The sequence below is a fragment of the uncultured Maribacter sp. genome (assembly GCF_947500985.1).
Taxonomy (GTDB): Bacteria; Bacteroidota; Bacteroidia; order Flavobacteriales; family Flavobacteriaceae; genus Maribacter.
Genome location: NZ_CANMTX010000002.1, coordinates 277,727 through 294,522, shown reverse-complemented (window position 1 = coordinate 294,522; position 16,796 = coordinate 277,727). Strand labels below are relative to the sequence as shown.

Genomic DNA, 16,796 nt, shown 5'->3' with positions numbered 1-16,796 from the left:
ATTTGCCAAGGGTTTAAGTAATCAGTAACTTACCATCAGTATGATCAAACAAATGAAAATGAAACAATCTTTCCTGTTATTTCTAGCCAGTATTACCATTGCATCTGCACAAATTCAACCAACTACTTCAAAAAAAGTTGAAGAATCTTTAGTTGCAAAAAAAGTAATGGAAACTAATTCTCTAGTTAAAAACATTCCATTGAAAAATATTGGTCCGTCTGTGATGAGCGGTCGTGTTGTTGATCTAGCAGTTAATGAAAGTAACCCTACAGAATACTATGTCGCTTATGCCTCTGGCGGTTTATGGTATACCAATAACAATGGTAATACTTTTACCCCAGTGATGGATGAAACCCAAACTCAAAATCTTGGAGATATCGCCGTTCATTGGCAAAGTGGAACAATTTGGGCAGGTACTGGCGAGAATAATTCATCTCGTTCATCGTATACAGGTATCGGAATTTTAAAATCTACCGACAATGGTAAAACTTGGCAACACATGGGTTTAAGCGATTCGCATCATATTGGGCGTATAGTCGTAAATCCGGATAATGCAAATGAGGTTACCGTTGGTGTAATAGGGCATTTATATTCGAATAATAAAGAACGTGGCATCTACAAAACTACAGACGGTGGTACAACTTGGAAAAACACCTTATTCATAGATGACAAAACAGGTATTATTGACATAGCCGTTTCACCTAATAATTTTAACATTCAATATGCCGCTGCATGGCAAAAAGATAGAAAAGCTTGGGATTTTATTGGTAATGGCGAAGGATCTGGTATTTACAAAAGTACAGATGCAGGATCAAGCTGGACAAAAATATCAACTCCCGCAAGTGGTTTTCCTACGGGTGAAGGTGTAGGTAGAATTGGTTTAGCTGTTTTTAATGATAATACTGTTTATGCTGTTCATGACAGTCAGTTTAGAAGAGAAAACTCCAACGAAAAGAAAGAGAAGCAAAATGGTTTAACGAAAAATGACTTTAAGTCGCTGTCGAAAGAACAGTTTTTAGATTTGAACGATAAAGATCTGAACGAATTTCTCAAGACGAACAACTTTCAAGAAAAATATAGAGCAGCCAACGTAAAACAAATGGTACGTAGTAATGCGGTACAACCAGCAGACATTGCATTGTATTTAGAAAATGCGAATTCTATGTTATTCGATACGCCCGTGATCGGTGCAGAAGTATATCGTAGCAATGATGGTGGCACCACATGGATAAAGCAAAACGAAGAATATATCGATGATTTGTTCTATAGCTACGGTTACTATTTTGCTCAAATTACCGTAGACCCTAATAATGTCGATGCAATTTATTTATCTGGCGTTCCTATTATTTCATCAAAAGATGGTGGTAAAACGTATACTTCGATTAATGGAGATAACGTACACTCTGATCACCATTCATTATGGGTAAATCCCAATTTAGCAGGCCACCTAATCAATGGAAATGATGGCGGTGTAAATACAAGTTATGACGACGGAAAAAATTGGTTTAAGAACAACTCACCTACAGTAGGTCAATTTTATGCCATTACCGTAGATAACGAAAAACCATATAACATATATGGCGGTCTTCAAGATAATGGAGTTTGGATGGGCCCAAATAACGCAGAAGAAAATACGAGGTGGCAACAAACAGGTCAATACCCTTGGAAATCGATTATGGGTGGCGATGGAATGCAAGTACAAGTAGATAGTCGCAATTCAAAAATTGTTTACACGGGATATCAATTCGGCAATTATTTCAGAATTGATTTAGAAAATGACCACCGCACTTATATTCAACCTAAACATGAATTAGGTGAGACTCCGTATCGTTTCAATTGGCAATCTCCTATCCTATTATCACCCCATAATCAAGACATTTTATATATGGGAAGCAATAAGTTGCATCGTTCATTAAACCAAGGTGATACTTGGGAAACCATATCAGGTGATTTAACCCAAGGCGGTAAAAAGGGTAACGTAGCATTCGGAACTTTAGCAACCATTTCAGAATCAACCTTCAAATTCGGATTGATGTACACCGGTAGTGATGACGGGCTCATACAACGCACAGAAAATGGTGGCGGAAACTGGGAGGTCATTTCTAAAAACCTACCTCAAAATTTATGGGTAAGTCGAGTAGTTGCTTCAACACATCAAAAAAATAAAGTGTACGCTACATTAAACGGTTACCGCTCAGATGATTTTACACCTTATATATATGTAAGTGAAGACAAAGGCGCTACTTGGAAGAGCATTGCAGCAAACATACCTACTGCTGCAGTAAATGTTATTATTGAAGACACCGAAAATGAGAAGGTATTATTCGTAGGTACCGACAATGGTTTATATGTAAGCTTAAACGGTGGTAAATCATGGGAATCTTTTCAAAACGGAATGCCAAATGTCGCGGTACACGATTTGGTAATTCAAAAAGAAGCCAAACATTTGTTAGTAGGTACACATGGCAGAAGCATTTATAAAGCAGATATTTCAGCTTTACAAACGATGACTACCGAAGTATTAAAAAAGGCATTGCACACCTATCCATTAGAAAACATTAAGTATTCGTCGCGTTGGGGGAATTCTCGAAGCTCGTGGTCAAAAGCAAGCACACCTGGTTTAGATATTACATTCTATTCTGACAGCGATGATGTATACCAAGCTAAGATAAAATCATCTGACGACATCGTAGTTAGTAAAACAGAAATTATAGCAAATAAAGGATTGAACATTCTGTCATATGACCTAGCTTTTTCAAAAATTGGAAAGCTGAATTACCTTAAAAAACACAAAACCGTATTGAAACAAGCTGATAACGGAAGTACCTATTTACCTAAAGGGTCATACGTTGTTGAAATTAAAGGAAACGGCACAAGCGAAAACATAACTTTCGAAATAGAGTAGCATAATGAAGATAGTAGATTGGAATACACTTCCCGATTTAGGAGTAAGTCATAATGCGGATATAAAGAAAAGAACATTAATAAACCGTGATGAAATTCCGCAATTGATGATGTATGGCACTGCCATTTTTAAACCAGGTCAACAAGTAGAATTACACAAACATGATACGATGTTCGAAGTATTTCATATACAAACAGGTAAAGCAGTTTTTACTATCTCTGGTAAAGAATACGTTGTAAGCCAAGGAAACTGCATAACCATAGAACCCGGCGAAATTCATGGCCAGCATAATCCTTTTGACAAAGATGTCACTTGGAGCTATTTTGGAATTGCAACTGATTAAGAAAAACCAATTATGGAATTAACATTAGGAATACCGGCACTACTTTTTCCAGCTATTTCATTGACGATGCTAGCATATAATGCACGTTATTTAGCCATTGCAGCATTAATTAGACAATTACATCAAAAATATCAAGAAACGGCATCGCAATCCGTTGGTTTACAGGTACAAAAATTAAGAAAACGACTTACTATTATAAAAAATATGCAGGCAACTGCTATTGTAAGCTTCCTCTTGGCTGTTATTACTATGACCTTAATCTATGCTGAATTTACTTTTTGGGCAAACTTAGTATTCAGTATAAGCTTATTTGCACTCATGATCTCATTAATACTTTCATTGATTGAAGTTCAATTATCGACCAAAGCCTTAGAAATTCAGTTAAAGGATATGGAGAAATAATGACCACACATCACGTAAAGAATTCCAACTAATAACCTTACCGTTCGTCGATGTTTTTATAAGCTATTAAGTTAATATCCGATATCTTTGCCGTCCGCTAAAAAGAAGGCATGAAAAGAATTCGAGAACTCGAATTATTAAACCAAATTAAAGAGATAAGAGAGTTTGAGTTTGGTATATTCTACTTTTTCAAAAAAGGAGTAATAATTTCAGAGGTAAATGAAGGTGTCCTATTTAGATGGGAACATGCCAAAAGGGTAATCGCCGCAGCAAAAGAAATTTATGGTGTTGAACTTCCTATAATTTATATATCCAACAGAGTGAATAGATATTATGTAGTTCCACTTTACTGGTTAGAATTTTACAGAAACCGATACAATATTGATCATTATGCAGTTGTAGGTCAAACAAGAGGAAGTTTTCTTAGTCTATTTTTAGAGCGTCTATTCTTTCGGAAAAGTATTATTAAGTTCAATAATTTGGACAAAGCTGTGGAATGGGCGACAAATTTGACAAAAAACTAAGTGTTTTACTCAAAAATTGATTTTATAATTGTTCAATGATTTACATCTCTAAGGCAAAATCTGGATAAAAAACTTAAACATCTTAAAAATTCATTTTAAAATCAATCTAAATAGATATACTAAAACTGTATAATCCTTGTTAATAACTAGCTTGTGATGTAAATTCGCATATAAAATTAACAACTAATGAGCGGATTTTTTAAATCTTCGATTGGTAGAAAGTACGCAATGGCGCTTTCTGCTTTCTTTTTAATGTTTTTTCTACTTCAGCATTTTGCAATAAACATCTTATCGGTGATAAGTCCCGATGCGTTTAATGAAGCTTCGCATTTTATGGGTACTTTTTGGGCCGTACAATATGTTTTGCAGCCTGTTTTAATTTTCGGTGTTATTTATCACTTTGTGATGGGTTTCATTTTAGAAGCTAAAAACAGAAGTGCAAGAGTAAAAACATACGCAAAAAACAATGGTGCTGCCAATTCATCTTGGATGAGCCGTAATATGATTTACAGCGGATTAGCTATTTTGGCTTTCTTAGTACTTCACTTTATCGATTTCTGGATTCCAGAAATCAACACCAAATTTATTGATGGAGACATGACCGGTTTGCTACCGAACGGTGAAGGATTCAGATACTATGAGGAACTTGCTCATAAATTTGAAAATCCATTACGTGTTGGTGCATATGTAATTGCCTTCATTTTCTTATCGCTACACCTTATGCATGGTTTCAGTTCTGCATTTCAGTCTGCCGGTGCATCTAGCATGAGAAAAGAAAAACTACAATTGTTTGCTAAAGTGTACTCGATCGCAATTCCGTTAGGTTTTATTTTCATTGCACTTTTTCATCATTTTAATCATTAATACCTATTACTTATGTCTGTATTAGACTCAAAAGTACCTAAAGGTCCATTGAAAACGAAGTGGACCGATTATAAGAACCATATAGATTTAGTTAACCCTGCTAACAAACGTAATATTGATGTAATCGTTGTAGGAACAGGATTGGCAGGTGGTTCTGCTGCTGCAACTTTAGCAGAATTAGGCTATAATGTAAAAACATTTTGCTACCAAGATTCTCCAAGAAGAGCTCACTCTATTGCTGCACAAGGTGGTATTAATGCTGCAAAAAACTATCAAGGTGATGGTGATTCTACTTACCGTTTATTTTACGATACCGTAAAAGGTGGTGATTATCGTTCTAGAGAAGCAAACGTATATAGATTAGCAGAAGTTTCTGCAAATATTATTGACCAATGTGTTGCCCAAGGTGTACCATTTGCACGTGATTATGGCGGACTATTAGATAACCGTTCTTTCGGTGGTGTATTAGTTTCTCGTACTTTCTATGCTAAAGGACAAACTGGCCAACAATTATTGTTAGGTGCTTATTCTGCAATGAACAGACAAATTGCACGTGGTAAAATTACCCCGTTCAATCGTCATGAAATGTTAGATGTAGTAAAGGTTGATGGTAAGGCTCGTGGTATTATTGCTCGTGACTTGGTTACTGGTGAAATAGAACGTCACTCAGCACATGCCGTAGTTATTGCTTCTGGTGGATACGGAAATGTTTATTTCCTTTCAACAAATGCAATGGGATCGAACGCTACCGCTGCTTGGAAAATACACAAAAAAGGAGCATTTTTCGCAAACCCTTGTTATACTCAAATTCACCCAACGTGTATTCCTCGTTCAGGAGATTATCAGTCTAAACTTACGTTGATGTCTGAGTCTTTACGTAATGATGGTCGTATTTGGGTGCCTAAGAATATGGATGATGTAATGGCGATTCGCGAAGGCAAGAAAAAGCCTACTGATTTGTCTGAAGATGAAAGAGATTATTACTTAGAAAGAAGATACCCTGCATTTGGTAACTTGGTACCACGTGACGTTGCCTCGAGAGCTGCAAAAGAACGCTGTGATGCTGGTTACGGAGTAAATGCAACCGGTGAAGCAGTGTATTTAGATTTTGCCGCAGCAATTAAACGCTACGGTATTGAGCAAGCTAAAATCCACAATATTACAAACGCATCAGCAGATAAATTATATGAATTAGGTGCTGCTATCGTAAAAGCGAAATACGGAAACCTATTTCAAATGTATGAGAAGATCGTTGATCAAGATCCTTACAAAACACCTATGATGATCTACCCAGCGGTACATTATACAATGGGTGGAGTTTGGGTAGATTACAATTTAATGACAACCATACCTGGTTGCTACGCTATTGGTGAAGCAAATTTTTCTGATCACGGTGCAAACAGACTTGGTGCTTCTGCTTTAATGCAAGGTTTGGCTGATGGTTATTTTGTACTGCCATATACAATTGGTGATTATTTATCACACGACATTAGAACTGGAAAAATACCAACAGATACACCTGAGTTTGATGCTGCTGAAAAAGAAGTAACCGATAGAATTAATTTCTTTATAAACAATAAAGGAGAGCATTCTGTAGATTACTACCATAAGAAATTAGGCAAGATCATGTGGGATGAGTGTGGTATGTCACGTAATGCAGAAGGTCTTAAAAAGGCAATTGAAGAAATATCTGCGCTTAGAAAAGATTTTTGGAAAAACGTAAATGTTCCAGGAACAACTACAGAATACAACGAACAACTAGCTAAAGCTGGCAGAGTTGCAGATTTCTTAGAATTGGGAGAATTATTTGCTAAAGATGCATTGGTAAGAGAAGAATCTGCCGGTGGTCACTTTAGAGAAGAACACCAAACAGAAGATGGTGAAGCAAAAAGACTTAAAGAGTTTCAATTTGTTTCGGCATGGGAATATAAAGGAGAACCAAAAGATGCAGTTTTGCATAAAGAAGAATTGGTTTACGAGAATATAGAAGTTAAAGAAAGAAGTTATAAATAAAGAAGGTATCATGAACTTAACACTTAAAATTTGGCGTCAAACAGATGCGAACGACAAGGGTAAAATGGTCGATTACAAAGTGACAGAAATATCTGAACACATGTCCTTTTTAGAAATGATGGATGTTCTTAACGAACAATTAATCAATAAAGGTGTAGAACCTATAGCTTTCGATCATGATTGTCGTGAAGGTATTTGCGGTATGTGCTCTATGTATATTAACGGTGAAGCTCATGGTCCTGACAGAGGTGTTACCACTTGTCAATTACACATGCGTATGTTCAAAGATGGCGACACTATTACAATAGAGCCATTTAGAGCAAAAGCATTTCCGGTAATTAAAGATTTAGTAGTAGATAGAAGCGCATTCGATCGTATACAGCATGCTGGTGGTTACATTTCTGTAAACACTTCAGGTAATACACAAGATGCAAACGCTACCCTGATTTCTAAACATGCAGCAGATGAGGCTATGGATGCCGCTACATGCATTGGTTGTGGAGCTTGTGTAGCAAGTTGTAAAAATGCTTCAGCTATGCTATTTGTAGGTGCTAAAGTATCTCAATACGCATTATTACCACAAGGTCAAGTAGAAGCTGTAGATCGTGTTAAAAACATGGTAGCACAGATGGATTTAGAAGGTTTTGGTAACTGTACCAATACTGGAGCATGTGAAGTAGAATGCCCGAAAGGAATTTCTTTAGAAAACATCGCAAGAATGAACCGCGAGTTCTTAAGTGCTAACGTTAAAGGTTAAGCTTAACAATCATAAAGTTTTAAAAAATCCCGACCATAAAGGTTCGGGATTTTTTATTTTTAACATATGTCAAAAGACTACCCTAAAGAAAGAATTAAAGTACCTAGGTTCAATGAAAAATCTGGTTTCTACACTACCCCACAGCGCTCAAAGATTATGAGCAAAATAAAAGGGAAGAATACCAAACCCGAGCTTGCCCTTAGAAAAGTATTGTACGCTGCCGGATATCGATATCGCATAGATTACAAAAAATTAATAGGCAAACCAGACATCGCTTTACCCAAATACAAAACGGACATTTTTATAGATGGGGAATATTGGCATGGTAAAAATTGGGCAGAACGAAAACCAAAGGTGAAAACCAACCGAGAATTCTGGATTGCTAAAATTGAAAGAAACATACAGCGTGACCATGAAGTAAACCATGAACTTAAGAGACTAGGGTATACAATATTTAGATTTTGGGAATCGGAAATCAAAAAAAATCTTGACGAATGCTTAGCGATTACTTTAAAACATTTACAAGCTATTCAAATGAGCACAAAATGAGTTTTATAAAGTTCATTTAATAAATGTTTAACCCTTGTCAGCCCCTATTTAATATAGCCTTAACGACTTTCACCCTAACTGATTTGTAAATTACTATCAAACAAATTATTAATCGTTTAAAACTATATAATATGAAGAAGATAGCAATATTAGCTACAAATGGATTTGAAGAAAGTGAATTAAAATCTCCAAAAGAAGCCATGGAAAAAGAAGGCTTCAATGTGGAAATTGTAAGTTTAGAAAAAGGAGAAATAAAAGGTTGGGCAAACGAAAATTGGTCTAACAGTTATAAAGTAGATAAAACACTAAGTGAAGTAAAAGCGGAAGATTATAATGCATTGGTATTGCCTGGTGGAGTAATTAATCCAGATTTATTAAGAAGAGAAGAAACGGCTTTGAATTTTGTACGTGACTTCTTTAAACTGAAAAAACCAGTAGCAGCAATTTGCCATGCACCGTGGACATTAATTAGTGCAGGTGTAGTCAAAGGAAGAAAAATGACATCATTTAATTCCATTAAAGATGATTTAGTAAATGCAGGAGCCAATTGGGTAGACCAAGAGGTTGTAGTAGATGAAGGATTTGTAACAAGTAGAAATCCAGATGATTTACCAGCTTTTAATTCCAAATTAATTGAGGAAATAAAAGAAGGTATGCATGAAATGCAACATGCATAATTCATTTTAATTGAAATGAAAAGCCCAACCAACAGGTTGGGCTTTTTTTATGTCCGTATTTAAAATTCATACATTTACTACTATGGATTATACACCACTTACCAAAGCCTCTAAATTACCAGAAGTAAAGACAACAATTTTTACAACCGTTGGCAATCTAGCACGTAAACATAAGGCTATTAATCTATCTCAAGGTTTTCCAAATTTTAAGGCTGATAGCAAATTAAAGTCATTGGTAAACGAGGCAATTAATATTGGCTATAATCAATATGCGCCAATGCAAGGGTATTACGGACTAAGAGAAGTAATATCAGACAAAATAGAAACGCTACATAATCGTCAGTATAATCCTGAAAGTGAAATAACGGTAACCGTTGGCGCCACACAAGCTATTTTTACGGCTATTACAGCCTTCATTAACAAAGGTGACGAGGTAATTGTAATAAAACCAGCTTACGACTGTTATGAGCCCGCAATTACTTTAAATGGTGGAATACCAATTTATGTTCAATTGGATGCTCCAGATTATAAGATAGACTGGACAGCCTTTCAAAATAAGATTACCGATAAAACAAAAATGGTGCTTATAAATACGCCTCAAAACCCCAGCGGAACAATTCTTACCAAATGGGATATGGAACAATTAGAAAAGATATTAAAACCCACCAATATTATTCTTTTGAGCGACGAGGTTTATGAGCATATTATTTTCGACGGACAAGTGCATGAAAGTGCATCGCGATTTCCAGATTTAGCCAATAGAAGTTTTGTCTGCGCATCATTCGGAAAGACATTTCATGTAACCGGTTGGAAAATGGGCTATTGTGCAGCACCTGCTGAATTAATGGCTGAGTTTAGAAAAGTGCATCAGTTTGCGGTTTTCTGTGTAGACCATCCGGTGCAACGTGCTTTGGCTATATATTTGAAGAATCCATCACACTATTTAGATTTGAACAATTTTTACCAGTAAAAACGAGATTTCTTTCTTGAAGGAATAAAATCGTCCAAATTTAAGTTTAAACCATCCAAAGGCACATATTTTCAACTATTGGATTATACCCATATTTCAAATGAAGAAGATGAAGCTATAGGAAAACGATTAATTACTGAAAACAGAATAGCATCTATACCAATTTCATCTTTCAATGTCGATAACAGAAATGATCATATGTTGAGATTCTGCTTCGCCAAAAAACAGGAAACTTTAGAAAAAGCAATTGAAATTCTATGCAAGCTCTAACACCTACTTACTAAAAAGCAGCATTTACCTTAGACATAAATTCACCAATTTTACTAGGCTCTAACCAACGTGTTACTACAACCACATCATTCTCTTTATCTATAACAATAAAGTTACCACCAAAACCAGCAGCATAATAGATGTTTTCAGATAATCCTTCCCAATGTCTAGCACCCTTTTTATTTAACCACCACATGTAGCCGTAGTTCGCATTTGGGATTGAAGGAGTTGTTGCTTTCTTTATCCAATTTTCTGAAATCAATCGTTCATTCTTCCATTTACCATTATTTAAGAATAACATACCAAAACGAGCCATATCTTCTGCGCTAATGAATATTCCTGCTCCTGAGTGTCCGCCACCGGTTACAGATTTCATTTGAAGTCCGTCAATTTCTGTCCAAGCATCATCATAACCAAACCAGCGCCATGTAGAAGATGCGTCAATTCTATCCATAATTTTCTCCTTTAATACTAAAGGCATTGGTTTGCGCCATACATGTGTAAGCGAATATGCAAGCACATTTACACGAACATCATTATATTCCATAACAGTGCCTGGTTCTTTTGGCTGAGCCATCTTCCAATCATCAATATCGCCTTCACTTGGTGGCCTATCTGCCCAATCTTTTGCTCCCCACAACTCACCAGACCAAGCCGAATTCTGCTGCAATAAATGTTCCCAAGTAATTTTTGAATTATGGGCACCGTCAAAAGTACCGTCCCAAATGTAGTCACCTACCAAATTCTTAGTATCGGTAATTAGCTTTTCGTCTTCGGCAAGACCAGCCATTGTGCTCAAAAAACTCTTAGTAACACTGAAAGTCATATCAACCCTTTTGGTATCTCCCCATTGAGCAACTACATATCCATTTTTAAGAATCATCCCTGCAGGACCGCCACGTTTCTTCGTCGGACCTAATATTTTATGAAAAGGTTCTTTTTCAAAACCTTTTACGATTGCAATACGCAAATCTCGAGATCCAAAATACTCATTTGCCTCTGCAAAATCTACAGCTTCATTTAGCTGAGCATCTTTAATTTTAAAGTCTTTTGGTGATTTTATTTCCCAATCTGAATTTCTTTCTGGAAAGTAATATTCTTGCCCCTGTAGATTTAAAAAACCAAGGAGTGTTACTAAGGTGATAAAATGTAATTTCATGAAAGTTAGTTTGAAACTACAAGGTACTTAAATTGAAACGCATTAACCAATCTGTTTGCTCATCTGAACCAATAAAATAGGGATGGATATCGAATTTTTGAAATCCGTGGCGTTCATAAAATTTTATGGCGCGTTTATTCTCTTGCCATACACCTAACCATAACATTTTCTTATTTCGTTCTTTAGCAATAGTTTTAATGTAATGAAGAAATTGCTCGCCTAAACCTAAACCTTGATGTTTCTGTAATACATATATACGTTCCAATTCAATACTATCATCTTGTTTAAGTTCTGACTGTGCTTCCTTTACATTTAACTTAAAGTACCCAACAACTTCATTGTTAGTGTATACGAAGTAAAAATCACTGTTAGGGTTAAGAAGTTCTTCTTTAATAGTTTCCAATGCAAAAGCTTTTTTAATGTAGATTTCAAAATCTTTAGGGTCGTTGTCTTTAGCAAAGGCAGTAACAAAAGTTTGTTCTGAAATTGACCTTAATTGATCTAGTTCTTTAAAAGAACATAAAGTGTAAGTAAGTACCATACCCCTAAAATAAAAAAAGGAGCAAATTACTTTGCTCCTAACCGGGGGAAATTTTATAAAATGGTTGATTTGGTAACTTTTCTGTCTCTAATTATGCATGTTTATAACATGCAATAGCTCGTAGGCATTTTTCATTTGCGAACTTTTATTGTTTTTCGGCAAATAATTTACCTTCTGTTCTCATAAGTATTGTTCCTTCATCTGTCTCTTGCATTTTAACATAATCATCGGGGAAATCCGTACCTGGGTAGCTAACAATATATACATCACCATTAACACTCCAATTAAAATCTGTCAAATAAACAACTTGACCATCTTTATAACCGTGAAAGCGACCTAAATAAACATCATTGAAAATCCATTCTTCATTATCAACAACCATCTTATTTGTATTGGTAGCCGTTTTCACGGTGTGATTCCATATACCAATTATAGGATCGTTATTTTCTTCAATTTTTGAACAAGAGGCAACAAGTACCAACAAGATTAGGCAACTAAGTACATACTTCATTTTAGGTTAAGTTTTTCAAAGCGATTTGGGATTCACTTTTTATTACACTTCAAATATATGTAGTCTTTTTCTTACAATAAAGTATTTGTGGTAAAACTTCTTAAAATTGTTGTGAACCTAGACAAGTTAGTTCATCAACCTTAAAATTAAAAGTTTAATTATAGGTTATTAAAATTCTCATCCCCTAAAAAAAGCCAAAAAAAAGAGCGACTTAATAAGTCGCTCTTTTTTAATTTTATAAAAGTAATTTATAACATAAATAACTTTTTAGTAAGTCTTAGAAATCCACTAAAGAAGTCATTTCTATATACTTGAATTTTGTGTTCGTTTGCAGTGTGATTAATTTGAGAATTCATGATGGTTAAGCAATTATCAGGTTATGGGTTTCATTGAGGTCTAAAGATACATCTGTTCTTCAGAATTTTGACAATAATTGTTGTGTACTGAAGATAACCTGTTGTGAAAAATATGAAAAGCCTATTTCATGGATGATTTACCCAACCCTACTAAACATTCATCTCTACAACTTCTCCTCTTATTATTAAGTTACCCTCAGTCGCAGCTTTAATATCATCTACAGATACACCTGGCGCTCTTTCTAATAGCAAAAAGCCATCCTCTACCACCTCGAGTACTGCCAAATTAGTTACAATCTTTTTTACACAACCTACCCCTGTTAAAGGAAGACTACACTTCTTTAATAGTTTAGACTCACCTGCTCTATTGGTATGCATCATAGCAACGATGATATTCTCTGCAGATGCTACAAGGTCCATAGCACCTCCCATACCCTTAACCATTTTACCTGGAATTTTCCAGTTGGCTATATCACCGTTCTCTGCAACCTCCATAGCGCCAAGAATGGTAAGGTCAACATGTTTACCTCTAATCATAGCAAAACTCGTTGCAGAATCAAAATAAGATGCTCCAGGTAGCGCGGTAATAGTTTGCTTACCGGCATTTATTAAATCTGCATCTTCTTCCCCTTTAAAAGGGAAAGGACCCATTCCAAGTATTCCGTTTTCACTTTGAAATTCTACACTAATATCTTCCCGAACATAATTAGCAACTAGGGTAGGAATACCTATGCCTAAATTTACATAATAACCGTCTTCCACTTCTTGTGCAATTCTCTTTGCAATTCCGTTTTTATCTAACATGCGCTTATTTTTGACGTACCGTTCTTTGTTCTATTCTTTTCTCGTAATCTTTTCCTTTGAAAATGCGTTGCACGAATATCCCTGGAATATGGATTTGGTTGGGGTCCAATTCTCCTTCAGGCACTAATTCTTCAACCTCAGCCACAGTAATTGTCGCAGCCCCGCACATACACGGATTAAAATTTCGTGCAGTTCCTTTAAATATTAAGTTACCGGCAGCGTCACCTTTCCAAGCTTTAACAAATGCAAAATCTGCCTTAAAAGCTTCTTCTAATATGTACATTTTACCATTGAATTCGCGTACCTCTTTACCTTCAGCTACTTCTGTACCATAACCAGCCGGAGTAAAAAAAGCAGGAAAACCAGCTTGTGCAGCTCTACATTTTTCAGCCAGTGTACCTTGTGGTGTTAGTTCAACATCTAACTCTCCACTTAACATCTGACGCTCAAATTCATCATTCTCGCCAACATAAGAAGAAATCATTTTTTTAATTTGATGTTGCTGCAACAATAATCCCAAGCCAAAATCATCAACTCCTGCGTTATTAGAAATACAAGTGATGTTTTTTACACCTAATTTAACTAATTCACTTATCGCATTTTCAGGTATCCCACAAAGTCCAAATCCCCCTAACATAAAGGTCATTCCATCTTTTACTCCTGCTAATGCATCGGTTACGTTTGCTACTGTTTTACGTATCATTTTTTATTAAATTATCTAATCACTAAAATACCGATTTAAAATGGATTAAATAAAAAAGGCCTTGGTTTGCACCAAGACCTTTTCATGAATACCATAGAATATACTTAGAAGTCTAAATCTTCTAAATCATCTTCAATATCATTATCCTCTTTAATATCAGCCGTAAACTTATCGCAATTTATTTCGATAGACATATTGCTTGGCCTCTCAAAATCTTCTTTAGATATACCTAGCTCTTCATCAGCATAATTCTTAGTCATATACAAGCCCCAAATAGGTAGTGCCATAGAGGCCCCTTGACCGTATGTAATACTTTTAAAGTGAACAGCTCTTTCTTCACCACCTACCCAAACACCGGTAACTAGATTAGGAACCATACCCATAAACCAACCATCACTATTATTTTGCGTTGTACCCGTTTTACCTGCGATAGGGTTTGTCAATTTATAAGGATACCCAGTAATAATTTCATCATACTCTGGTCTCCACTTATTATAGCCGGTAGTACGCAATCGTGTACCTGAACCACCTTGAGTAACACCTTTCATTAGATCTAAAATAGCATAAGAAACATCTTTACTCAATACATCTTTAGTTTCAGGAACATATTCATATAAAACAGTACCATCTTTATTTTCTATACGGGTTACCATAACTGGCTTTACATATACCCCTTGATTGGCAAAAGCACCATATGCGCCAACCATTTCATATACATTCACATCTACAGTACCTAAAGCAATTGCAGGCACTTCTAAAATATCTCCTGAAAGCCCTAAGTTCCGTACCATACTGACAACAGATTTTGGACCTACCTCATCTATTAATTGAGCTGTAACCGTATTCACAGAATTTGCCAAAGCCTTTTTTAAAGTATAGCTATTACCTGAATACTTAAGATTAGAATTTCTTGGGCACCATGGCTCAGCATTACCATGTTTACCAGCTTCTATACAGTATTGTGTATCTGGGCGAGTTTCACAAGGTGATAGTCGTAATTGATCTATTGCAGCTGCATACACAAAAGGTTTAAAAGTAGAACCTGCCTGTCTTGCACCTTGTATAACATTGTCATATTGAAAATGTTTGTAATTGATACCGCCTACCCATGCTTTAACATGACCTGTTTGTGGCTCCATAGACATCATTGCCGTTCTTAAAAAAGTTTTATAATAACGAATGGAATCTCTTGGTGTAAGTATGGTATCTTTTTCTTTAGTCGGACTTTTCCAATCAAAAACAGTCATTTCTGTTTTCTTATCAAAAGACTCGCGAATCTCTTTCTCAGATTTACCGGCACTTTTCATAATTTTCCATCGATCAGAATTCTTCATGGCACGTTCCATAATACCTTTAGTTTCCTCTGGAGTAATATCTAAGAAAGGAGCTGTTTTATTTCTATCTGGTGTATTCTGATGAAAGAATTCAGCTTGTAATTTTGTCATGTGTTCATTGACTGCCTCTTCTGCATTAGCCTGCATTTTAGAATCAATGGTCGTGTAGATTTTGAGTCCGTCTAAATACAGATTGTACTTATCTGGCTCATCACCGATTGCTGGTTTTGGATTCTTATTTATCCAATCTTTCATGAAACGTTGCAAATACATTCTAAAGTAAGTAGCCAAACCTACGCTATGCGTTTCTGGATTATAATTAATATCCATTTTCATAGCCTGTAGCGAGTCTTTTTCTACCTCTGTGATGTACTCGTACCTTGCTAACTGTCCGAGAACAATGTTTCTTTTCTTAAAAGTAATTTCCTCTCGTCTTAATGGATTAAAAAGAGATGAGTTTTGCAACATACCAACCAACATGGCAGATTCTTCAATTTTAAGATCTTTCGGTTCTTTACCAAAATAGATACGAGCTGCAGAACGTATACCATCTGCATTATTACCAAAATCATAAATATTCAAATACATACTAATGATTTCTTCTTTGGTATAACTGCGCTCTAACCTAATAGCTAAAACCCATTCTTTAATTTTTTGTGTATATCGCTTCCACCCTCTTGCTGCCCTTCCAACAAAAAGTTGACGAGCCAATTGTTGAGTTATAGTACTTGCTCCACCCCTTTTTCCTAGATAGAAAAATGCTCTCAATGTACCGCGAGAATCAATACCAGAGTGGTCCATAAAACGTATATCCTCACTCGCCATAAGAGTATTTACCAAATTTTCTGGCAGCTCTTCAAAGTTTACATCGGTACGGTTATCATCTAAATAGAATTTACCTAACAAATTACCATCAGAAGAGATGATTTGTGAGGCTAAATTGGTCTGCGGATTTTCTAAATACTCATAAGGAGGCAATTCACCGAAAAGTCCCCAAGAAGCGGAAAGGAAAATTAATGCTACAATAGCAATACCTGACCCAAACAAGATCCAAAACCATAATATGAATTTCGAAAAACTATTCGTTGTTTTTTTCTTTACCTCTTTTGCCATT

At 35.7% G+C, this 16,796-nt stretch carries 15 protein-coding genes and 1 pseudogene; 10 read left to right on the top strand and 6 right to left on the bottom strand.

Annotated features, from left to right (window positions below; genetic code table 11):
- Positions 1–58: 58 nt before the first annotated feature.
- The 10 genes and pseudogenes from Q0871_RS04845 (at position 59) to Q0871_RS04800 (ending at position 10,274) form a co-directional block, all read left to right on the top strand.
- On the top strand, positions 59–2,905 hold the full coding sequence (locus Q0871_RS04845) for a sialidase family protein (protein ID WP_299318686.1): 2,847 nt from the start codon (positions 59–61) through the stop codon (positions 2,903–2,905).
- A gap of 4 nt (positions 2,906–2,909) precedes the next feature.
- Complete coding sequence (locus Q0871_RS04840) at positions 2,910–3,248, top strand: cupin domain-containing protein (protein ID WP_299318682.1); 339 nt, start codon at positions 2,910–2,912, stop codon at positions 3,246–3,248.
- A 12-nt stretch (positions 3,249–3,260) separates the two neighbouring features.
- Positions 3,261–3,650 carry a DUF2721 domain-containing protein gene (locus tag Q0871_RS04835; RefSeq protein WP_282074882.1) on the top strand — a complete coding sequence of 130 codons (390 nt, stop codon included), beginning with the start codon at positions 3,261–3,263 and terminating at the stop codon, positions 3,648–3,650.
- Positions 3,651–3,760: 110 nt separating this feature from the next.
- Positions 3,761–4,174, top strand: coding sequence for a hypothetical protein (locus Q0871_RS04830; protein WP_299318675.1), 414 nt, complete (start codon positions 3,761–3,763; stop codon positions 4,172–4,174).
- 186 nt (positions 4,175–4,360) lie between these two features.
- Positions 4,361–5,038 carry a succinate dehydrogenase cytochrome b subunit gene (locus tag Q0871_RS04825; RefSeq protein ID WP_282074883.1) on the top strand — a complete coding sequence of 226 codons (678 nt, stop codon included), beginning with the start codon at positions 4,361–4,363 and terminating at the stop codon, positions 5,036–5,038.
- 12 nt (positions 5,039–5,050) lie between these two features.
- Entirely contained in the window at positions 5,051–7,051 is a 2,001-nt protein-coding gene (locus Q0871_RS04820) for a fumarate reductase/succinate dehydrogenase flavoprotein subunit (RefSeq protein ID WP_299318668.1), read from the top strand.
- A gap of 10 nt (positions 7,052–7,061) precedes the next feature.
- Positions 7,062–7,808, top strand: a complete 747-nt coding sequence (locus Q0871_RS04815) for a succinate dehydrogenase/fumarate reductase iron-sulfur subunit (protein ID WP_299318664.1) — start codon at positions 7,062–7,064, stop codon at positions 7,806–7,808.
- A gap of 66 nt (positions 7,809–7,874) precedes the next feature.
- On the top strand, positions 7,875–8,357 hold the full coding sequence (locus Q0871_RS04810; RefSeq protein WP_299318659.1) for a very short patch repair endonuclease: 483 nt from the start codon (positions 7,875–7,877) through the stop codon (positions 8,355–8,357).
- Between the two features lie 131 nt (positions 8,358–8,488).
- Positions 8,489–9,034: a type 1 glutamine amidotransferase domain-containing protein gene (locus Q0871_RS04805; protein ID WP_299318655.1), complete on the top strand. Its 546-nt coding sequence runs from the start codon at positions 8,489–8,491 to the stop codon at positions 9,032–9,034.
- Between the two features lie 49 nt (positions 9,035–9,083).
- Positions 9,084–10,274: pseudogene (locus Q0871_RS04800) on the top strand (methionine aminotransferase).
- 10 nt (positions 10,275–10,284) lie between these two features.
- Here the strand turns inward: Q0871_RS04800 and Q0871_RS04795 are convergent.
- The 6 genes from Q0871_RS04795 to Q0871_RS04770 form a co-directional block, all read right to left on the bottom strand.
- Positions 10,285–11,433 (bottom strand): serine hydrolase, encoded by a 1,149-nt coding sequence (locus Q0871_RS04795; protein WP_299318650.1) that lies wholly within the window; start codon positions 11,431–11,433, stop codon positions 10,285–10,287.
- 16 nt (positions 11,434–11,449) lie between these two features.
- Complete coding sequence (locus Q0871_RS04790) at positions 11,450–11,974, bottom strand: N-acetyltransferase (protein ID WP_299318645.1); 525 nt, start codon at positions 11,972–11,974, stop codon at positions 11,450–11,452.
- Positions 11,975–12,119: 145 nt separating this feature from the next.
- Positions 12,120–12,485, bottom strand: a complete 366-nt coding sequence (locus Q0871_RS04785; RefSeq protein WP_299318640.1) for a hypothetical protein — start codon at positions 12,483–12,485, stop codon at positions 12,120–12,122.
- 506 nt (positions 12,486–12,991) lie between these two features.
- Entirely contained in the window at positions 12,992–13,645 is a 654-nt protein-coding gene (locus tag Q0871_RS04780; RefSeq protein WP_299318636.1) for a CoA transferase subunit B, read from the bottom strand.
- Between the two features lie 4 nt (positions 13,646–13,649).
- Positions 13,650–14,348, bottom strand: coding sequence for a CoA transferase subunit A (locus Q0871_RS04775; RefSeq protein WP_299318632.1), 699 nt, complete (start codon positions 14,346–14,348; stop codon positions 13,650–13,652).
- 104 nt (positions 14,349–14,452) lie between these two features.
- Positions 14,453–16,795, bottom strand: a complete 2,343-nt coding sequence (locus Q0871_RS04770; RefSeq protein ID WP_299318630.1) for a transglycosylase domain-containing protein — start codon at positions 16,793–16,795, stop codon at positions 14,453–14,455.
- Between the last annotated feature and the right edge of the window lies 1 nt (position 16,796).